We start from the raw sequence: 22,027 nt of genomic DNA, 5'->3' as shown, positions 1-22,027 counted from the left end.
GTAATACAACGGGGCGTTTTTCAGATGACAGCACAAAAAAAGGAACCGTCTTTTGCAGTTAAAAGACGGTTCCTTTTTACAGGACCATATTCAAGAAATTAATGGTTCTTTCGTTCTGTGGATTTCCAAACACTTCACTTGGTGGTCCCTGTTCCACAATATAACCTTCATCAATGAAGATAACACGGTCTGCAACCTCTCTGGCAAAGCCCATTTCATGGGTAACCACAACCATGGTCATCCCTTCGTGTGCCAGCTGTTTCATTACATTGAGAACTTCTCCAACCATTTCCGGGTCAAGAGCACTTGTTGGTTCATCGAACAGCATAACATCCGGGTTCATTGCCAGCGCCCTGGCAATGGCCACACGCTGCTGCTGTCCACCGGAGAGCTGCCCTGGATAGGCGTCCGCCTTAGCGACCATATCAACCCTTTTTAAAAGTCCTTGTGCTACTTCCTCTGCTTTAGCCTTATCCATAATTTTTAAAGCGACCGGCGCAAAGGTAATATTTTTTAAAACAGACATATTGGGGAAAAGGTTAAACTGCTGGAATACCATTCCGATATTCCGGCGGTAGAGGTTAATATTTGCATGGTTTCCGGTTATCTCGTTGCCGTCCACCACGATCGTACCACTGGTTGCCTCTTCAAGCGCATTGATGCAGCGCAGCATTGTGCTTTTACCAGAGCCTGACGGGCCGATAATACAGATGACCTCACCTTCCTCTACCTCCAGATTAATGTCCTTTAAAACCTCTAAATCACCAAAGCTCTTTTTGAGATTACTAATTTTTACTTTTGCCATAGCTCATCTTCCTTTCAATATGACTCGAAACCTTTGACAGAATCATAATCGGGATAAAATACATGACACCAATGATAATCCACATTTTTAAGGATTCAAAATTATTGGCAATGATTAAACGTCCAGTCTGGGTTAATTCTGCTAAACCAATAACAGAAACCAAAGAGCTGTCCTTTAATGTGATAATACATTGATTTACAATCGCCGGGATCATTGTTTTGATCGCCTGAGGTAAAACGACTCTGCGCATTGCCATAGTGTAGGGAAGGCCAAGACTTCTGGCTGCCTCCATCTGCCCTTTGTCAATGGACTGAATCCCGCCTCTGACAATTTCCGCGGTATAGGCGCCGGCATTCAGGCTCAATGCGATAACACCAGCTATAAAGGCATCTAAACGCATATTCAGTGCGCTTGGTATCCCAAAATAAATAAAAAATACCTGTACAATTAATGGTGTACCACGGATAATATCAATGTATACACGTGAAATTCCCCGTAAAAAAGTAGTCCTTGAAACAGATAACAAACCAAAGAGAAGCCCTAGCACCGCCGCAATCAGCAGCGATACCAGGGTCAGTTCGATCGTCATCCAAAGACCTTGTAATAAACGAGGATAGGTTTGAGCAAATAATTCAAAAATACTCATTCAAAAACCTCCTGGAATTATTTTAGGCCATTAAATTATTAATTTGTTTTGATGTAAGTATCTAAAATTTCCTGATATTTACCATTGTCTTTCATGTTCTTTAAGCCAGTGTTGAACATTTCAAGCAATTCTGCATTCTTACCCTTCTGTACAGCAAACCCGTAAGAATTACCAGCCTGTAAATCACCAACTAATTTTAATGGCTGGCCTTTTGCGATTGCATAGCCTAGTACCGGGTAATCTTCGAAACAGGCTACAGAGTTACCTGATTTAACATCTTCATACATATTTGCAGATTCCGGGAAAGAGGTAATGGTGAAGCCATACTGGTCTTTAATGGATTCAGCATACTTAGAGCCTTCAGTACCATTCTTAACCGCGACATTTTTTCCTTTTAAATCATCGTAAGATTTAATGGTGTCATTGTCAGATTTTACAGCCATACCAACGCCTGAATCAAAATAAGGATCAGAGAAATCATATTTTTTCTGACGTTCTTCGGTAATACTCATACCAGCGATAACGCCATCGGCCTGTCCTGATTCAAGAGCGGTAACAGCCGCATCAAAGCCAAGTGGCTGCAGCTCATATTCAAAGCCCTGATCTTCAGCAATCGCTTTTAATAAATCCATATCGATACCTACACGGTTACCGGATTCATCTTCAAATTCAAATGGCGCAAAGGTTGTATCGGTTGCAATGATATATTTTTTTGCCCCGTCACTTCCGCTTGAGCTTCCGCCGCTTGAACAAGCAGCCAAAGAAAAAGTCATTACTGCGGCTAATGCCAAAATACCAAACATTTTGAGTTTCTTCATTTCTTTTCCTCCTGGATTATAGATACTTATTGTTAAAAGTATATCATTTTTTCAGAAAATACGCAACGAAAAAAAATCTCCGACTCAGGGTAAATAATAATTATACTGCTTAAACTCTAAAAAAACAAGCTTAAGTTCGGTATAAAATTCTTTAAAGTTTTTACCCAAATTGACGTCAAACATAACAAAAGGCTATTGGAAAAATCCAATAGCCTTTTGTTTGATTTTATAAATCAGGATGCTCTTTTAAGTACTGCTTAATGGCTTCAAGGTCTCCCTGGTCAATGATAATTTCAGAATCATCACTCTCAAGCAGTACCTCATCCGGTAAAATCTGTACCTCGACATCCTCAAATTCAACCGGTTTACGGCTCATATACATGAGCTCCTTCTGATCCAGGATTTCCTTACGGCGGGTAAGATCCGCTTCGATGGTATCCAGATCATCAATCCGTTTATTGATCTGTTTAGACAGGCGGATCAAGTCATCCAGAACCTCATCAACGATAAACTGCTTGTCAATAATTGTTTTAAGCTTATCGCGGATAACATCACCTGTTTTCAAAATATCGGTATCCGTTGTAATTGGCGTTAAATTGTCCAGCTCCTGCTTAAAGTCGCTAACTGTTTTCTGAAGCTTTTCAGTTCCTTTAGTCGAAGAATTAATCTCTGTAAGCAGCGCGCCTAAACGTTCCTCGATGGCGGCAAAATCTTCTTTCTGCTCTGGTGATATCGCGCTGTCAAGTTGATCAGCAGAAGCTGTCCCGGCGCCGAAGAGATCGGCCACTGAAACGGCCTCATTATCATCTGCCTCTTCCTCCGAAACGTCCTCAGCAGCTTTTTCATCAACGGTTGGCTCTTCCTCAATTTCTTCTGCCACTTCCGTCTCAACTTCTTCATCAATGACTTCTTCAGGCTGCTCTTCCTCTGCAACTATCTCTTCAACATCATCATTGTCGATTTCCTCAGGCTCAAGGTTCGTCAGGTCATCGTCATTGATTAAAAGAGATTTAAAGGCTTCCTCGTCAAGATAGGTATCCTCATCGTCCTCTTCTTCGTCAGCTTCCTCAATGGATTCCTCGACTTCTTCAAAGTATTCTTCTTCAATTTCGTCTTCATCATATTCTTCAAAGAGCTCTTCATCCTCAAAATCTTCAAACTCTTCATCGTCCTCAAATAAAGATTCTTCCTCTTCGTAGGGCTCTTCAATCCCCGCATTTACGGCCACAGTGTCAATCTCATCTGTGTTACCGTCTTTTGTAACCAGAGACTCAAAAATGTCGTCATATTCTTCTTCGTCCTGGTCTTCATCACGGTTGCTGAGCCATTCTTTTCGTTCCTTTTTTTCGCTGTGTCCTGAAACACCAAATACTTTTCCCCAGATTAAGTGACTGATCAGAATAACCACAATGTCTGCTACTGCAGTGATCAGCAATAATTTTGATGATATACTGAAGGCCATAAAGTAATTGATCCCAAAAACGATAATGTCGGCCACAACGATAAACACAATCGCGATAACCAATTTTTTCGACAGACCTGTAATATCGCCAATCCCCATCATCAAAATTTTAATTCCCGCAAAGAAACAGGAAACAATCATGACATTTGTATCCACATCGTGGCTTACAAACTGAAAGAGTAACAAAACACCGTATGTTGATAAAATAACTGCAATACAATCAAAAAGCAGTAGTAATCCTAATTTTTCACTTTTTTCTGCCATATCTTCACTCCTCAATATTTTCTTCGGTAACCGCTTCCGTATTTTTGTCCTTCTGCTCATTCAAACCAAAGGATGGAAGTACCGAACCTAAAGAATCTGCAAGCTTGTCTGTTCCCTTATACATCGATTCAATTTCCAATAGCTTGAGGTATTCTCGATTGAGGGTCTCTTCTTTTTTGTTCAAAGCTTCGTTTCTCTGTTTCAGCACATCAAAAGCATCCTCAAGAACATCCAGCATTTCCTTGACCATCTGTTCCCGTTTTTCAATGACCTTGATCTGCTTCTTCAAGCCTTCGGGCATATCACTGTCGTCGATATGACTTTCCGGCTCATCATCGCCGCACGGACACTCTTGCTCTTCGGACGATTCCTTAAACACCGGCACGAACGTGTCCCTCGTTTCTCCATCAACACCCTCCTGCAGTTTCGCAATCTTCTCATCCTTGTCCTTTGACACATTGAGTAATTTTTTTAATTCCTCATCTTTTTCCATCAGCTGCTTTTCTAAAAGCTCAATACGCGACTCTACACGGTCAAAAGATTGTCCTCTATCCTGGGTATTCTTATCCATACAAGTCCACTCCCTATTTTCTTTCTATTACCATTTTCGGCACTGCTTTTAAGGTTTAATATTTATTCATAGTCTATTATAACAAAATTCTTAGTAAAAGTATAATGTCTTTGTCAAAAAATATCATTGAAATTTTATTATTTTTCTCCATTATGGTATAATAACACAGTCATAAAGAAAAAAACATATTTAATTAGCAATTGAGAGGTCCCCATGGAAAAACGAAACAAAAGCGTTATTGGAAACCGAAGAAGTGGCGAACGGCCCTCTTCCCCTTCAAAAAAGGCGCCTTCGCGCCCTTCAGGACGTTCTGGAAACAGCCGGCCATCTCAGAGCCAGGGTTCCAGAAGCAATTCTTCCCGTCCATCCCGCCCACCACAGAGAATCGATGAACGAAGACGCAGTTCTAATGATACTTTACCCAAAAAACGCAGGAAAAAAAGAGGATTTTTTAAGAAAGCATTAATTTTACTTCTTGTGCTGTTGATCGGAGCAGGAGCATATGCAGCTACTGTCATCAAATTTGGCAATTTAAACAAAGATCTGACCGGAAAGGTCTCCCAATATAATATCAGTTCAAACGCCGCCAATATGGCTCTGAACCACCGTATTGTCAATGTGGCGATCTTCGGTGTCGACGGGCGCGACGATGTGGATGGCAGCCGGTCCGACTCCATGATGATTGCCTCGGCCGATTTCGAACACAATAAACTGAAAATAACCTCATTAATGCGGGATACCTATGTATACATCAATAAAGATTACGGCTATGACAAGCTCAACGCTGCCTATTCCTTTGGCGGCCCCGAGCTGGCGCTTAAAACCATCAACCAGAATTTTGATACTGCCATCACCGATTATGTGACCATTGACTTTACTGCCATGGTTGCCATGGTAAACGCCGTTGGCGGCGTCACTATTGATATTGAAAATGAAGATGAGCTTTATTGGGTTAATCAGTATTTGATGGATGTCAATAACCATGTTAATACAAATTCCGCTGATGTTCCAGGTACAGGCCCTCAGGTATTAGATGGAAGCCAAGCACTTGCCTATTGCCGCGTTCGTTACGTCGGCAACGGAGACTTTGACCGTACACTGCGCCAGAGAAAGGTTTTTGAACAAGTGCTCGACAAAGCAATGGATCTAAATCCATTGGCACAATATAATCTTCTGACACAGGTTATGCCTTATGTCGAAACATCACTAAGTCAAACCGAAATTTTAAAATACGCTGGCAATGTAATGTTTATGAAGGATCATGCTATCCATCAAGAACAAATCCCCGCAGAGGGGTATGTCGATACCGGAATGCTCGGTGATGTATCATATGTATTTCCTGTGACTTTGGCCGATAATATTAAGGAATGGTACCAATTTGTCTATGAGACGGATTATACGCCATCAGGAACGGCTCAGGATATTAGTGATGAGATTGAATCTGTATGGTAAAAATATAAGGAGATTTATTTAAGGTTTGGAAAAAATTAAAGCATTTTTAAAAAGTGACCGGTTTGCCGAAATTTTTCGTTTCGGCATTACCGGTGGTGTAAGTTTTTTAGTCGATTATGGTATTTTATTTGCATTAACAGAATTCTTTGGTGTGAACTATCTGGTTTCTTCCGGTATCAGCTTCACTGTCTCTGTTATTGTAAATTATTTTATGTGTATTCTCTGGGTGTTTAAAGGGGTTAAACAAAACGACACCAAATCCGTTGTGCTATTCGTCGGATCCAGTGTCGTTGGCCTGTTCATCAATCAAGTTTTAATGTGGTTTTTTGTTGAAAAGATCCATATCTATTATATGGTGGCAAAAATTATTGCTACGATTATTGTTATGATTTGGAATTATGTGGCTAAGAGAAAAGCAGTAGTGGGGTAATCTCCCAATCATTGTTTAATTATGTAATTTTGTAAGAAGCTTAGCCTTAAATTTGACTACTCTCAAAAACTGTATCAAACAAAGCTAAATTTGATACAAAATCTATATTTATTATTTTTTTAAGATATTTTTTCTTTTTTCTTTATTGGTAAACTTAACAAAGTCCAAATAGAAAAAATCATCATAAACGGGTAAAGAGAGATAATATACCTAGATTTTATTTCCCAAAATACATAAAATAAAAACATGCCCATATAGATTAAATAAATTACTGATAATTTATTAGATTGTGGTTTAATAAACCAATATAGCATTAATACAAATAATATAAAATATTGAGCATATATAAAAGAATCTGCTGCTTTTCTTAATATCTGCTCATTATTCATAAGATATTTTGTTGCTGCCGTTTCATAATAAAATTTCGAATCGCTTTCATTGCAATTCTCTCCAAAGGCGTACCGCTGTGCTTGATAAGTTCCTTCCATCCACATCCAGTATTCTTTTTTAGCAATAATCCCAATGACTTCTTTTATACCATTACTTTTTAGTCGAGCTACTACATCACTCGCATTTCTATCTACGCTATGTGTTCCATCTTGAAAGCCGAATTCTTCCTGATTAAAGCCCATATATATGTAAGACCAAACTGGCATTGATCTTTCTCCATCATTATAGTTGACTATGTGATGAATAAAAAAATTAACACTAAAAAACATAAAAAAACTTACAAAAAAAACAAGAAAAATTATTTTTAATTTTCTTCTAATTTGAGCTTTATTAGTAAAAAAATAGTCAATAATAATAGCAAATATATAGATTAATGCCACCGGCCTAATAAAATATAGTAATACTAATAAAAAAATAGGTACTGCTAGTTTATTTGAATCTTTTAAATAGATATACACTGAAGTTAATGATATCAGTGTAAACGGAATGTCTGTATAAATATGATTAATATATAAAAAAACAGATCCAAGGGAAAGAAATAGCAAATAAAACAAATTACTATATTTATTGTAATACAGGGATATTAACAGTGTACTCACTTTAGCAATTAAAAGAATACAAATGATATTTAATATTTTTATAATTATAACATTTTTAGGAAAAACTATAAATATTAGTCCATACAAAAAGCTTACTAAAACATTATTAGGCCACAATTTAAAATATAGGTTATCTAAAAAATATGAAAAGTTTAATTTTGATACTTCAATAGCCGCTCTAAAAATTTGCTCCATATCAGAAAAAGGTTTTAAAGGTACCAAAATAATGAATATAATTCCTAAGAAAATATAAATAATGGTAATTAACCATGGCTTGCTGATTTTATTAATTGCAGTTCTATATCTTAATAAAAGCATTATTCCTAAAATTACTAAAAGTACGCATATAATAATTTCCGGAGTCATGTAAATAAACTCTGGAGAATCGTCGTAATTGTAATTCGGTTTAATAAACAATGAAATAAATGAAAACACACAAAATACAATGAAAAGAAAAATTCTTATACACTTAACAATGGAAAAATAAAATTTATTCATCGACTTCTCCTGAGAACATACTTCCTTCAAATAATCCTCTTCTTTCATTACATTATAACTTTAAATACCTATTATTTTACACTTCCAAACAACTAATGCAAATATTTAAAAAATTATTTATGCTTTCTATTATATAATTTCAAAATAGTTTTAATTCTTAATAAAAGTCTCTATAAAATACTTCGGACGTTCTTTGGTTTCATTATATATCTTTCCAATATATTCTCCAATAATACCAATTGCTAAAAGCTGAACTCCTCCAAGGGCCCATATTGAACATGCTAAAGATGTCCATCCTGTGATAGTCTGCCCTAAATAGTTCATAATTAGTGAATAAACTAAAATCCCAACACTTACTAAAAAAGATACGACACCAACAATCGAAATCATTCTAATTGGTTTTATGCTAAAAGATGTAATACCGTCAAATGCTAATGATAACATTTTTTTCAGAGGATACTTTGACTCTCCAGCAAATCGTTCATGTCGTTCATATGTGACAACTGATGAAGGATAACCAATCAAAGGGACTATGCCACGCAAAAATAAATTGACTTCTTTAAACTGTGCCAAACCTTCTAATGCCCGTTTGCTCATTAGGCGATAATCAGCATGATTATATACAATTTCAACACCAAAAAGCTTCAATAGTTTATAGAAGCTTTCCGCAGAAAAGCGTTTAAAAAATGTATCCGCATCTCTTTTGCTTCGGACTCCATACACAATATCATTTCCATCATAGTATTCATCGACAAATTGATCAATCACATCAATATCATCCTGTAAATCTGCATCTAATGATATTGCCATATCACAATACGCTTTCGCCGTCATTAAGCCTGCTAAAACAGCATTTTGGTGTCCTTCATTTCTAGACAATTTGATTCCTTGATAAAGACTGTTTTTATTACATAACCTTTCTATAATTGACCATGTCTGATCTTTTGAGCCATCATTAACAAAAAGAATTCGACTTTCTTTTGAAATTATATTTCTTTCTTTTAAGTTTTCTATTTTATCTTTTAAAGTTTCAGCTGTTATATTTAGTACTTGTTCTTCATTGTAACATGGAATAACTAAATACAAAGTTTTTGGGCCTTTCATAAAAACCTCCCTAAAAATTATTTTTTAAGTATCCAAATAGTTCTAGCCATTTGTACGCTTTAGACTTTACAAAAATATTTAAATCATCTGGTAATTTTTCCATATATTTTAAAGGTTTAAAGATTTTATCTTTTTTACAAAAGTATATGTTCTAAGTTCTTTGATCAATTTATCAGGATCAAGTCAGGATCAATCCACTCAAAGGAAACTGATTCTGGAAGACTATAGTATATTTTCATAGCACTACTAACCCCATTATCATAATAATAAGGCATTACATATCCATAAAGATCATCCTTTAATTTGCATAAAATTATTGAATCAATTCTAAAATTTGTTTTTTCTTTTTCCTTAGCTTCAAGCAAAATCTGTTCATTATATTTTAAAACTTGGCTATTTATTCCGTATCCATTATAAACTGGGAATAAACTAAAAATAGAAATCGCTACTATGACTCCAATAAAACCAACTTGAATTTTCTTTCTTCTTATATGATAAACTATTTCCACAAAAACATCTAGTGCTACAATAAAATATATTAACATAAATGGCGCAAACGATCTTAATGTAAGTGTTGGAGACACTATTAATGCTCCAACAGTTATAAATCCAAACATAAATGATATAACAATAATGAATTTTTTTTCTAAAATATAATACGTTTCTATTTGAATAAACGTCAGTAAAACAAATAAAATTAATGTTATATTTAGTATTATTGTATGTGTAGTATTTTCGGTCAAACTGTAGAGATTGCCGTTTGTTTTCAAAACTAAAATAAAAATTACAATATTTAATGTACAATAAAAATAATTAACACATTTTAGTCCCCATTTCCTTTTTATAAGGCATATTGAAATAACTAATGTAGTAATTAAAACTAATATCAAAAATAAGTAAAAGCTATCAGAAAAGAATAATTTAGCAACTCCTTCAAAATTTAGTAACAATTTATCCAAAAATGATATCTCTCCCCCATTTGAAGTTTCTGTTACTGAAAGTCTCAATCTATTCCCTGGCGAAAAGACCAAAAAACAGAATGCTCCACAAATTCCTAAAAGAGTGATTATATCAAATTTTTCTATTCTTATTTTAAAGTACAGCTTTTTTAATAATAATATGAAAATAAATGTCACGATTAATGCTCCGCCTAATTGTTCTTGAGAACTTGCTAGAAGCAAAAAAGATAAAAAAGAAATTAATTTATAAGCTATATTAGCTCTACTTCTTTCTTTTATATTTATTTTTATATAAAAAATAAACCCAATAAGAAATAAAATAGTTGGAACCAAATATACCATTGCTGCTATAAACCAGAAAAACGAATCTCTTAATACATCTATTTGAATAAAACCAAATAAAGAACATGCTAATATTCCCGAATAAGCCAATGGAATTTTTTTTCCGCTACTTTTTAATACATAATAATGGATAATGTAAAACAGTCCACAAACAACAAAAGACATAAATAAACGCATTATCCATAAACCGTTTTTAAGTAATATTATTTCTAAAAAATATGCAAAAACTCGCCCTCCCCATCCATTATAGTGTAATTTTAAAAATTCAAATAACTGAGCTAACGAATAATTCGTTCCTTCTATTCCTGGCACTTGCACCGCATAAGATAGTGTAACGTACCCATAATCATCAAAATACATAAAAACATTTCTATATTGTAGTAACAAAAACATAAAAAATAAAACCATTATAAAATAAAAAATATAATAATCAGTTTTATTATTTTTATTATAAAGCACTTCAATCCTCCCAGCCTATAAACTCTCTATATTTTATTGCTATATCTGATTCCATAGCTAAAAACGCACTTTAAATCATTTACTAATTTTATTTTCCACAACTTTACCCCAAAATTTATTTTTTAAAAAAGAAACAAAACTGATTAAAAGATTTTTACTTTTTAAAAAGCAACTACCCAATGGGGTATAAAAATTCAACTAAACTAACTAAATTGATAAGAGCATTCGAAGTTCAAAATACAGACTAATTTTGATTTGCTAATCAGTCTTTAAAACCCGTTGCCCTCAAACAATGCCTCGGAGATGTTAAAATGACACAATACAAAAAGATGATTATAACTATATTGATATTAGTTTAAGTACAGTTTTAATGTATTACAACTTTCAAATAAAATAATCAATACTGTATGTTCATAAATCCTTTTCAAAAAAGTCTAATTAAACAAGGTATCCACTCACTAATTTAAATAACAACAACAGCAAAAGAAATGTACAAAGGCAAATAACAAATCCATTAATATGGACTTCTTTAAATGTATTTTTTATTTTATTTGTTTTAAAAAGTAACAATAACGGAAAGAGCAACGGTGCAAAATATCTTCCTTGCACTCCAGATATTGTAAGAGACCCCACTGGAGTAAATGTTATATACAATGACGTAATCACCAATCCCCAAGATAACAAAACACAAAATAATAAATAAATTTTATTTTTAATTCCCATATTTTTAGGAAGTTCATTATTGTCTACTACAGCTAAAACAAGCATAAAAAACGTAATAATATAACTTATTCCTGAGGAAAACGTTCCGCTATATGCAAAATTTCCGATTGGTCCTTCAAAATAAGATGGTAGACTTTTTAAGACAAAATTCAAACAAATATTTGCATAAGTAAAAATATGAGTAATAATAAAATTAATTTGTCCTTCTACACTTACACCTTCTATGGCCCATTGTGCTAAACCATTAAACGAAGAATATAGCGTATTTACTGTAATTACGCATCCTAGTACTAACAGCATCAAAAATTTGAGAGCAATCCCATTTTTAAAAACACTAATATTTTTCTTTATTATAGGCATGTTTTTATTAGGTAAAATTAAAAACAACAGTGCCAATGGCGCATACGTTATTTTACCCGTTATCATTATACTTGAAGCTAATAGATATAAAACTAATTTTTTAGTCGTAATTTTATTTGAATAAAACATGTTGATAAATATCGTCACTGTAGCAAGCGAAAAGCTATATGTAACTGGATCCGCAGAATATGAACATGCTAAATACAACATTCCAGGTAATAAACCTAAAAGAAAAATAAGTCTTTTACCGATTAACGTTTGTTTTATAAGTATACTTATGACCAAACAATATGCAATCAAATTAAACAATCTTCCTAAATAAAAAACGTTGATAAAAGGTAAAGACAAAAATTTCCCTAAAAAAATTCCTATCGCCGCAGGTACATAAGCGGTTGGCAAATATGGTTTTGCAGTTGTATCATAATACCTCTTTGTTTCATAATCATTTTTTTTATATAAGTCGAAATAGTTGTTTCTTTCTTCTGTTGTATCAAAAGATGTAGATATTCCATTAAAACTAAAAAAACGCTCTATATTCTCTGGCCAATATATTTCTTTATTTTTTTCTATTCCAAAATCAAAAGATGCTGTTTGATATGCCTTAACAAAATGTTCCCTTTCGTCAAACGAAAAGTAGGTAGGCATTGTAATAACTATATTAATTCCGAAGATAATTGCAATAATTAAAAAAGTAATGTGCAGTTTTAATATAAGATATTTAAAATTAATAATTAAAACTAACAACATATATAAAATTGAAAACAGTAAAAAAAAGCGGCTCCAATCAAAATAAAATTGATTATCAATTTCAATACGCGAAATATGAACTGATGTCTCTAAATTATTTTTTAAATATTCATTAAAATTCAGTTCTATTGTCGGATGTACTTTGCTATCAATTTTTAAAAACACCTGATCATTGTAGAGAGGATCAGCTAAATTAATTTTTCGTTCATTTTTTTTAGTATCTGGGTATTGAGTTCTTATCTCAAATGCAGATGAATTTTTATTTAAAATAATTTTTAATCTTAATATGTCGATATTTTTCGAATTCTCAATTGTAATACTGCTTTGTGTATTCGTAGCTATATATCCACTATCAAATATAATATTATTAGTTTTAATGTCACTATCACAAATTTCAATTATTCCTTTTTGATTTTCATCTAGAAAAAAATATCGATAATTAAAACCGAATATTTCAATTAAAAGTGAGACAAAAAATACAATAATAACTAGTAAAATATTTTTTCTTAAAATATTCTTTCTCATTTCCTCTCCTTTTCGATTTCATTTCGTTTATAACAAAATAAGTTCATTTTATCTTAAAAACTATCGAACATTATCCCCAAAGCACAAGCAAACAAAAATAAACAAACTACCCTTTGATTCACAAAGTCAAGTTGCAGTATCTTAATAAGAAAGTTTTAGACAATACTATATCAAATCACATTATATTTTTAAAAACAGAGAATTATTTACTCATTCTCCAATGTGATAAAATTTAAACTTATCAACTTGCTTCTGCATTCTGAATTTTAATAATTAACCTTTCTTTATTATCTTTGATCTATTTTTTTCTATTTCTAATTCCCTAACTCTTTTTTCCAATATAGCTAATGCTTGAATTGTTTTTCTATTTTTTTCATTTAAATCTGATATTATAATTGTGATAGATAACAAAATCAATAATACAAACATTGCTTCAATAACATAAACTACATTTACTGGTGTTTCAATCCCTACTATACGTGATATCCAATAAACAATTTCAGGAAAGGTAATTAATAGTAACAGCGCAAATACAGAAAACAACCAAATTAAAGAATATTGTAAATTTAACTTTTGTTTTCTTAATAAATTAATAATTATGACTAGAAAAAATATAATCGCAATCGCCAGAAAAATCCTTAGTGTTATATTCATTGTTATTTTCCTTTTCTAAAAGAACCTAGTCGGCAAATAATAATTGCTAAAAAGACCTTTATCATATAATAAACTGATTTAAATGCCTTTATTGAAGATTCTCCTCCCTTTCTTTCAGACATTACAACCGAAACTTCCTTAATAGTAAAATTATTTAAAGTAGCAGCAATAATTGCTTCTGGTTCAGGATAGTCTGATGCGTAATACATAGAAAAAAACGTAGTTAAGGCTTTATTCGTTGCTCTAAATCCACTTGTTGTATCTTTTATCTCTTTGCCACTCAACGATTTAATTAATAGTCTCAACATATTTATTCCTATCCTCCTCGCGCCTGAAGATTGAAAACCTTCTTTCGTAATAAATCTAGAGCCAATGACCATGTCCGCTCGATTGTTGATAATCGGTTCGATAAGATTTTTTATAAAGAATGGGTCATGCTGCCCATCTCCATCCATTTGAATTGCAATATCATAATCTTGTTCCACGGCATATTTATAACCTGTCTGAACGCCTCCACCTATCCCTAGATTAACAGGTAAGTCAATAAAATTATAATTTTTTTCTAAACATATTTTTTTGTATTATCAATTGAACAGTCATTAATAATAACATAATCTAATTTAATATTTTGAATAGTAATTTCCTTTAAATTTTCAATCACACTCTCTATCGAATCCTGCTCATTATAAGCAGGAACAATTACCAGCACTTTTATCATTACATAACCCCATAACCTTTCATTCAACTAGGTTTAATATTCATAAATACAACGCCAGCCAAAATCAAAATAATCCCAATCCATTGAAAACTTCCAATATGTTCTTTCAAAATAAAGATTGAAGCCATAATTATCAAAATATTTGATAACCCTAGAGCAATAGGTTGTATATAACTCAAATCAAATTTTTGCACAATTGAAATCCATAATAAAAAGCTAATAATATATAAACATAATCCTATTAAAGTCGTATAGGATAAAGATAAATTAAAAAAACCGGAATTAACCACTAAAGCATTATTTTCTGCTCCAATTTTAACTAACGTTACCCCCCCAACACTACAAAATAAATAGACTATAAATACTACGATAAACATGAATGCAAACACTCTCTCCTTTAAAATCTAATAAGCATTTTTAACCAATGCCCCAAACGTCATAAAAAACACCTTCACATCCAGCAACAGCGACCACTTCTCAATATACTCAATATCGCAGTTAATCCGCTCTACAATCGAAGTATCCCCGCGCCATCCGTTTACCTGTGCCCAGCCAGTAATTCCCGGCCTTACATGATGCTTAATCATATACTTGGGCACTTCATCTTTAAACTGCTGCACATAGAACGGCCGCTCTGGTCTTGGGCCGATAATACTCATATCTCCCTTTAACACATTAAAAAACTGTGGAATCTCATCCAGACTTGTTTTCCGGATAAAGGAGCCAAATTTCGTCTTTCTCGGGTCATCCTCGGTGGTCCAGAGCTTATCGCCCTTTTCTGGAATATCATTTCGCATTGAACGGAATTTATAGATATAAAATTCCCTTCTGTTCATGCCCACACGGATCTGCTTATAAATAATCGGTCCTGGAGAGGTTACCTTAACCAGAATCGCTAAAATTAGATAGAGCCATGAAAAGACGACTAAAAACGTGCCCGACAAAAGAATATCCAGCGCCCTTTTAATAAACTTATTAAAAGGCTCATCCAGCGGTATATACCGCGTGTTAATCAACGGGATACCGTCAAGCTCATCAAAGGCTGGCCTGGATCCCTGGACCAGATTAAAGTAATCTGGGATAACCTGTGTTTTTATGCCCTGGTACTCACATTTGTCGATCACATCATTGATGCGCTTAAAGCTGGTATTTGGCAGCGCAATAATGACTTCATCCACACGAAATTCTTCCAGTATATCATTCATTTCTTTTGTGGTTCCCAAAATCGGCAGGCCATTTTTATCACTCTTCGGATAATAATCGTCAACGTAACCGCAAATTTTGTAGCCAAGCTGCCGGTCTCCTAATACTTTATCCGCAAAAGCCTGTCCCAGGGCGCCGGCCCCCACTATGATAATATATTTAATGTTATAACCGCGCTCACGCATCATTCGAAGCACTTTTCGAATGGTGCCCCGCTCCAGAGACATGATTACAATGGAGAACAGAAAGAAAAGTCCGAGCATATACCTTGAAAAGTGGATGCTCTTTTCTGTATATAAAACTGCCATTACGATTAAAATCCCAATGGCATTAGACAATATAATCTCCTGGCATTCTTTAAAAAAGCGCTGCTTCCGATACGGTTTGTACAAACCAAAGATAAGAAACAAAATCAGGTAAACAGGTATGATAAAAATCAACAGACCAACATAAGCCTCGAAATGCATTGTGCGCACGCCATCCGTAAAAAATGGGGAAACAAACCGAATATACCAGGCCAAAAGAAGCGCGCCGCTGACGACAACGGCATCAAAAACAACCAGCAGAAAATTAAAAAAATGTTGATTACTTTTTATCACAGCTTTTACCTCCTCTTAGATTATCGGTTTTTTGCCAACGCAATTTTTTTCATTATTTTCGTTCCAAGAAATACAGTACCTGTTGTAACTTTACTGTATTTCCCCTGATAATGTTTATTATAAAAAATAATCATTGAATCATAGAACGCTTCGATCACTTTAGGATTGCGTTTCCCAATCCCGCTGGCCTTTTTATAATGAAAGATACGTACTTCCGGATAATAAATGATCTGATATCCAGCCTGCTTAATGCGGTAGCACCAGTCAATATCCTCACCGTACATAAAATAATCCTCATCCAGCAGCCCGACACGGTCGATCACACTCCGGGGAACAAGCATAAACGCCCCCATTACGCAATCCACAGAACATATTTTATCCGGATTAACAAAGGTCAGGTTGTACTCACCAAACCGCTGGCTTTTAGGAAAGCGTTTATCCAGCTTAAGTGAATGGTATAGACCATTAGCCGGCGTCGGAAAGCTTCTCTTGCACGCTGCGTCCAGCTGCCCATTTTCCAGAAGCACTTTGCAGCCTAACGCTCCCACCTGAGGTCTCGTTTTTATAAAATCCAACGACTTCTTAAGGGTATTCGGTTCAACGATTGTATCTGAATTTAACAGCAGAATATAATCTCCCCTTGCTTTGTGAATACCAATATTATTCGCCTTTGAAAAGCCCAGGTTTTCTTTGTTTTTAATGATGCTCACCTGTGGAAACTTCCGTTCAACGGCTTCGATACTGCCGTCACAAGAAGCATTATCCACGACGATCACCTCAAAGTCGACCTCCTGCAAATGGCTCTCATAAACCGAAGCCAGACAATTAGTGGTCAATTCTTCTGTTTTATAATTAACAATAATAATTGATAAATCCATAAATGCTCCGTTCGTACATACTTCTTGTCAATTTTAACAGTATATCATAAATGTAACAAATTTGCATCTTCCATTTGCCTTACTTCGATATTTTTTCAAATAAATATCGGAATACATTACAGAATAACATCCCCTCTATCTTGATATAGTTAAGAATATGGCGCATTTTGAAGGGTGTTTTCCGAACTTTATTTAAACTTAAAAACGCTTCTCTAATACCAGACCAATAAGTTCTTCCATATCCCGACACTGAAAACATTGCACCCTTGATTAAAAAGCCCAACGCTAAAAAAATAAAATTTATTACCAACTGTAAAAAAGGCATATTTTTATAGGCTGTATAGATGTTATTCCTAGCCGAAATTTTAACCTTAAATTCTGAATACTTATTGCCATCTGCTGTTGTCGCGCTGCCGATATGATAACAGATGGCAGATGGCTCATAACGATTCTTATAGCCGTAAATGCGTCCTCGATAAGAGACATCCACATCTTCAAGGTAGGCAAAATAATGCTCATCAAACAAGCCGATCTCATCAAAAATACTTTTTCTGTAAATTCCTGCACCGGCGCATGTACTGAAAATACTGGTTGGCTTCAATAATCGGGAAACGTTCTTCCCATCACCGCGTTTATAAGCCCAGCCTAAGATATTATAAAAATCTCCAGTATCATCGATTTTATCGCGTTCATAATAGCGAATCATCCGTGAAGAAACGGAAAATATCCGTTCATCCTTGTCAATAGCCTGATAAAGCTTTTCAACAAAATCATCTGCTACCACCACATCATTGTTTAGCAGCAGCACATATCTGCCCCTGGCAGCGCGAATGCCATTGTTCACAGAAACCGCAAATCCAGAATTTTTTTCGTTAACGATCAGCCGAATTTCAGGGTGATTCTTTAAGATCATCAGACCATTATCGGTCGAGCAGTCATCAACAATAATGACCTCAAAATCCTTGAAAGACTGCTCTTTTAAACTGTTGAGACAATTTTCTAAAAACGCTTTCCCGTTAAAATTAGGGATAACAACTGATATTTCTTTACTCATATACATTCTCCATGGTATTATCATATCCTAGATAAATGAAGGATGCAATAAAATTCTAAATGGATATTTTTAATGCAATAAACTATATTTTTTACCTGTGGATAAAAAGATATCCACAGGCGTAACCGTCATATATGTCGGCAATTTGGGCGAAAAAGCGAAAATGGACGCGAAATCACCGACACCCGTGTCGACATAAATAACTATAACATTATAATTTTTATATATTATTATATATTAATAAAGGGGGCCGTTTCCTGCTTTCTTCTGTTTCAAAAAACAGTTCCCCTTGTTTTTAAAATCTGTGATGATGATTTTTAATATTTTACTTATCATTGACATTTGTATGTTAACCAGCAACCATACATCATCAAATTTCAAGCATGAGCATGTGTTTAAGCGCTTTTTTTCTCATGTTCATGATTCTGTTCCTTTTTGCTTCTTTCTCTTCTTAATTCAGGCATTTTTAAAGAGTTTTTATTTTCCAGTACTTTGTGGATAAATGGTGTCAAAAATTATAAAGCGGACATATCTGTCCGTGATAATGCCAAAATCGCCAAAATAGCGGCAAGATCGCGGCCACATATGTCCGCCATTAAATAATATTATAAATAATATATTATTATATATATACTTATTCCTGAGTGCAGGGTTATCCACAGTTTGAAATCTTTGCTGTCTAAAAACGAATCTGCAAAATCTAATCGACATCAGTAATTATTTCCAAAAAATAATCCTTAATCTCTTTTATTTCATTATAAATCTTTATGTTATACTCTTAACTAACACTCTTTTAAAAAAATAGATAGGCTTAGTATCTGATCCGATGATTTTACTAAAAAATAAAACCTGTAAGATTTTGACGTCTTACAGGTTTTTGTTTAATTTATGGAATTCTGTTCATAATGTCAATAATTCCCTGACCATAGTTTGCTCCGGTTGCCCATCCATATCCATTAGGATTTTCTTTTTGTCCTAACCATTCAACATATGGGGCGCAGCCACGCTTAACCAAGTTAAATCTTTCATCAACACAAGCATTATTTAAAGGTTCTGTTGATGCATAAGCCTTCAAATGTTGTATCTGCGCACGAATTCCCATGCGGATACCATTTTCATTGTCTCCATATTTCTGAGCAAAACTCATGCCCGCAGCGCCATCATCTGTAGCCCCAAGGCCAGCAAAATTGAATTGACTAATGCTTACTTGACCACCAAATTTTAACCAACCGGTTTCTTTCATGGCTTGAGCAAAAGCTACGTCTGCACGAATGCCTTCGGCGTTTGCTTCTTCGATGTAAAGTTGTGCAAAACGGTTAAGGTCTACATTTCTTCCATTTTCTGTGTAATATGATGGAAAATCATGTCCAGAAGAATTGTATAAATAAACTAATTGTTCGACTCTTACAGCGCTGTTTCCGATAATGGATGTTAGACCTGCAGCGTTATTTTCTTCTGGTACTTCAATTTCTATAGTTTTTAACATCTGGAAATTTCCCGTCGTGTCCACTGCATAGGCGTGTACATTGTAAGTGCCTGTATCATTTCCATGATCTTTAATGTTGACGGTCACTTTATAGTCGCCGTTCCACTGCCGCTCTGCCCAGTACCACTTGATGTCATCCTGGCCATTCACTTCGCTCCATACAGGAACTGTGATGCCACTTAATCCCATACCATTCGGTACATTCACTTTGCTGATGGTTGCCGTAAACTGGCCATTCTTCACTTCACTTACATTCAGTTCTTCTGCGGTTATTTTTCCTGGATTCGCTTCTGGCACGGTAACACTTGCTGTCTTTAACACCTGGAAATTTCCCGTCGTGTCCACTGCATAGGCGTGTACATTGTAAGCGCCTGTATCATTTCCATGATCTTTAATGTTGACGGTCACTTTATAGTCGCCGTTCCACTGCCGCTCTGCCCAGTACCACTTGATGTCATCCTGGCCATTCACTTCGCTCCATACAGGAACTGTGATGCCACTTAATCCCATACCATTCGGTACATTCACTTTGCTGATGGTTGCCGTAAACTGGCCATTCTTCACTTCACTTACATTCAGTTCTTCTGCGGTTATTTTTCCTGGATTCGCTTCTGGCACGGTAACACTTGCTGTCTTTAACACCTGGAAATTTCCCGTCGTGTCCACTGCATAGGCGTGTACATTGTAAGTGCCTGTATCATTTCCATGATCTTTAATGTTGACGGTCACTTTATAGTCGCCGTTCCACTGCCGCTCTGCCCAGTACCACTTGATGTCATCCTGGCCATTCACTTCGCTCCATACAGGAACTGTGATGCCACTTAATCCCATACCATTCGGTACATTCACTTTGCTGATGGTTGCCGTAAACTGGCCATTCTTCACTTCACTTACATTCAGTTCTTCTGCGGTTATTTTTCCTGGATTCGCTTCTGGCACGGTAACACTTGCTGTCTTTAACACCTGGAAATTTCCCGTCGTGTCCACTGCATAGGCGTGTACATTGTAAGTGCCTGTATCATTTCCATGATCTTTAATGTTGACGGTCACTTTATAGTCGCCGTTCCACTGCCGCTCTGCCCAGTACCACTTGATGTCATCCTGGCCATTCACTTCGCTCCATACAGGAACTGTGATGCCACTTAAATCATAAGGTGATTTGAGCCCTTTTATTATAATGTCGAAAGTATTATTCTTCACATTGGAAAATGAAATCTCCTGAACTGTTGCGTTCGGTTTGTATCCAAAAAAATCATTTATACTTTTCACAATGCGTGTTGCTTCATTATTTTGATAGGACTCATCTGCTAACTTTCTTGATTCGTTATCATTAGAAACAAAACCAGCTTCTATTAAGACAGAAGGACAAGTTGTATGAGCAGGGATATAATCGTCTCTTTCAATTGTATTTCTAAATGGAATACCAATACCACTAAAATTTTTCTCCAGTAATCCAGTAAATTCCTTTGATCTTACTGCTGATTCACATGGCGTTTCATCCAACCATGCATAGTCGCCATTACCCCAGAGACCATATTTTTTATATACACCACTATTGTCAATACCCGCACGGTAACTGCTCCAATAAAATTCATATCCACTTGCGCTTCCACCAGAATTGTGATGTAGACTGATCGCCAAATCAGGATTTTTTGCATTAATTGCATCACCAATCGTTTTTAATGAGCTGTCGGAATCATAGCCTTCATTAACTTGTTGAGTTGTCAGTAATGCAGGAATCGAACAACCGTTAACTGGATGTGTTAAATAAACTTCATATCCTATAGATTTAAGCTTTTCCGCTGTCTTGGCTGCCAAAGCTGCATTGAGATCCGCTTCTTTGATTTTAGTATTGTTATTTACCGCTCCTGAATCTCGTCCAACCAAATGCCCTGGATTAATTACAATTACCGGAGTTGCAGCCTTTATAGGAAAAAGTGTTGCAAAGCACCCAAAAAGCAATAAAAATACCGTTAAAAAACTGAATGTCATTTTCTTATATGTCATTTACTCCCTCCTTTCTTTTAAAATTAAGATCTTAACTATAAATCTCAAAATGATATTATCATATTAAAGATTAGAACGTCAATTCTAAAGTGTTTATTTCATCATTTCCCATAAAATTCCATGTGGTATCTTAAACATTTAACTTAATATTTTTAATTACGATATACCAATTTGTATGTTTTTTCACAAACAACTTTCTATTTCTTGATTATTT

19 protein-coding genes are annotated in these 22,027 nt (G+C 34.7%); 2 read left to right on the top strand and 17 right to left on the bottom strand.

The window, feature by feature from the left end; all coding sequences use genetic code 11:
- Nucleotides 1-76: 76 nt before the first annotated feature.
- From FYJ53_RS03130 to FYJ53_RS03110, 5 genes are all read right to left on the bottom strand, one after another.
- A complete protein-coding gene (locus FYJ53_RS03130; protein ID WP_013382081.1) occupies nucleotides 77-805 on the bottom strand; it encodes an amino acid ABC transporter ATP-binding protein in 729 nt (242 codons plus the stop codon).
- Complete coding sequence (locus tag FYJ53_RS03125; RefSeq protein WP_038353054.1) at nucleotides 786-1,451, bottom strand: amino acid ABC transporter permease; 666 nt, start codon at nucleotides 1,449-1,451, stop codon at nucleotides 786-788. The genes FYJ53_RS03130 and FYJ53_RS03125 overlap by 20 nt, the downstream gene beginning before the upstream one ends.
- Nucleotides 1,452-1,489: 38 nt before the next feature.
- The gene (locus FYJ53_RS03120) at nucleotides 1,490-2,269 is read right to left on the bottom strand and encodes a transporter substrate-binding domain-containing protein (protein WP_038353055.1); all 780 of its coding nucleotides are present in this window, start codon (nucleotides 2,267-2,269) and stop codon (nucleotides 1,490-1,492) included.
- A gap of 226 nt (nucleotides 2,270-2,495) precedes the next feature.
- Nucleotides 2,496-3,995, bottom strand: coding sequence for a hypothetical protein (locus FYJ53_RS03115; RefSeq protein ID WP_154556972.1), 1,500 nt, complete (start codon nucleotides 3,993-3,995; stop codon nucleotides 2,496-2,498).
- A gap of 4 nt (nucleotides 3,996-3,999) precedes the next feature.
- Nucleotides 4,000-4,566, bottom strand: a complete 567-nt coding sequence (locus FYJ53_RS03110) for a hypothetical protein (protein WP_154556971.1) — start codon at nucleotides 4,564-4,566, stop codon at nucleotides 4,000-4,002.
- 213 nt (nucleotides 4,567-4,779) lie between these two features.
- Here FYJ53_RS03110 and FYJ53_RS03105 point away from each other — a divergent pair, with 213 nt between their 5' ends.
- Nucleotides 4,780-6,018, top strand: a complete 1,239-nt coding sequence (locus tag FYJ53_RS03105) for an LCP family protein (RefSeq protein ID WP_154556970.1) — start codon at nucleotides 4,780-4,782, stop codon at nucleotides 6,016-6,018.
- Between the two features lie 25 nt (nucleotides 6,019-6,043).
- Nucleotides 6,044-6,448 (top strand): GtrA family protein, encoded by a 405-nt coding sequence (locus FYJ53_RS03100; protein ID WP_154556969.1) that lies wholly within the window; start codon nucleotides 6,044-6,046, stop codon nucleotides 6,446-6,448.
- A gap of 119 nt (nucleotides 6,449-6,567) precedes the next feature.
- Here the strand turns inward: FYJ53_RS03100 and FYJ53_RS03095 are convergent, their stop codons facing one another.
- The 12 genes from FYJ53_RS03095 to FYJ53_RS03045 all read right to left on the bottom strand — a co-directional run bounded on the left by FYJ53_RS03095 (nucleotide 6,568) and on the right by FYJ53_RS03045 (nucleotide 21,813).
- Nucleotides 6,568-7,995, bottom strand: a complete 1,428-nt coding sequence (locus tag FYJ53_RS03095; protein WP_154556968.1) for a hypothetical protein — start codon at nucleotides 7,993-7,995, stop codon at nucleotides 6,568-6,570.
- A gap of 150 nt (nucleotides 7,996-8,145) precedes the next feature.
- Nucleotides 8,146-9,099, bottom strand: coding sequence for a glycosyltransferase family 2 protein (locus tag FYJ53_RS03090; protein ID WP_154556967.1), 954 nt, complete (start codon nucleotides 9,097-9,099; stop codon nucleotides 8,146-8,148).
- A gap of 164 nt (nucleotides 9,100-9,263) precedes the next feature.
- A complete protein-coding gene (locus FYJ53_RS03085; RefSeq protein ID WP_154556966.1) occupies nucleotides 9,264-10,859 on the bottom strand; it encodes a DUF6056 family protein in 1,596 nt (531 codons plus the stop codon).
- Nucleotides 10,860-11,297: 438 nt separating this feature from the next.
- The gene (locus FYJ53_RS03080; RefSeq protein ID WP_154556965.1) at nucleotides 11,298-13,214 is read right to left on the bottom strand and encodes a DUF2142 domain-containing protein; all 1,917 of its coding nucleotides are present in this window, start codon (nucleotides 13,212-13,214) and stop codon (nucleotides 11,298-11,300) included.
- Nucleotides 13,215-13,487: 273 nt separating this feature from the next.
- Complete coding sequence (locus tag FYJ53_RS03075) at nucleotides 13,488-13,868, bottom strand: DUF2304 domain-containing protein (protein ID WP_154556964.1); 381 nt, start codon at nucleotides 13,866-13,868, stop codon at nucleotides 13,488-13,490.
- 2 nt (nucleotides 13,869-13,870) lie between these two features.
- Complete coding sequence (locus FYJ53_RS03070; RefSeq protein WP_371720467.1) at nucleotides 13,871-14,389, bottom strand: glycosyltransferase family 2 protein; 519 nt, start codon at nucleotides 14,387-14,389, stop codon at nucleotides 13,871-13,873.
- Nucleotides 14,390-14,430: 41 nt separating this feature from the next.
- The gene (locus tag FYJ53_RS21760; protein ID WP_371720265.1) at nucleotides 14,431-14,586 is read right to left on the bottom strand and encodes a glycosyltransferase; all 156 of its coding nucleotides are present in this window, start codon (nucleotides 14,584-14,586) and stop codon (nucleotides 14,431-14,433) included.
- Nucleotides 14,587-14,609: 23 nt separating this feature from the next.
- On the bottom strand, nucleotides 14,610-14,963 hold the full coding sequence (locus FYJ53_RS03065) for an EamA family transporter (protein WP_154556963.1): 354 nt from the start codon (nucleotides 14,961-14,963) through the stop codon (nucleotides 14,610-14,612).
- Between the two features lie 27 nt (nucleotides 14,964-14,990).
- A complete protein-coding gene (locus FYJ53_RS03060; RefSeq protein ID WP_371720263.1) occupies nucleotides 14,991-16,388 on the bottom strand; it encodes an undecaprenyl-phosphate glucose phosphotransferase in 1,398 nt (465 codons plus the stop codon).
- Nucleotides 16,389-16,408: 20 nt separating this feature from the next.
- Nucleotides 16,409-17,266 (bottom strand): glycosyltransferase family 2 protein, encoded by an 858-nt coding sequence (locus tag FYJ53_RS03055; protein WP_154556962.1) that lies wholly within the window; start codon nucleotides 17,264-17,266, stop codon nucleotides 16,409-16,411.
- Nucleotides 17,267-17,345: 79 nt separating this feature from the next.
- Nucleotides 17,346-18,320 carry a glycosyltransferase family 2 protein gene (locus tag FYJ53_RS03050; RefSeq protein WP_154556961.1) on the bottom strand — a complete coding sequence of 325 codons (975 nt, stop codon included), beginning with the start codon at nucleotides 18,318-18,320 and terminating at the stop codon, nucleotides 17,346-17,348.
- Between the two features lie 886 nt (nucleotides 18,321-19,206).
- Complete coding sequence (locus FYJ53_RS03045) at nucleotides 19,207-21,813, bottom strand: GBS Bsp-like repeat-containing protein (protein WP_154556960.1); 2,607 nt, start codon at nucleotides 21,811-21,813, stop codon at nucleotides 19,207-19,209.
- Nucleotides 21,814-22,027 lie beyond the last annotated feature (214 nt).

The sequence above is a fragment of the Eubacterium sp. BL-380-WT-2B genome, from assembly GCF_009696115.1.
Classification (GTDB): Bacteria; Bacillota; Clostridia; order Eubacteriales; family Eubacteriaceae; genus Eubacterium; species Eubacterium callanderi.
This window is presented reverse-complemented; position numbering and strand designations above follow the sequence as displayed.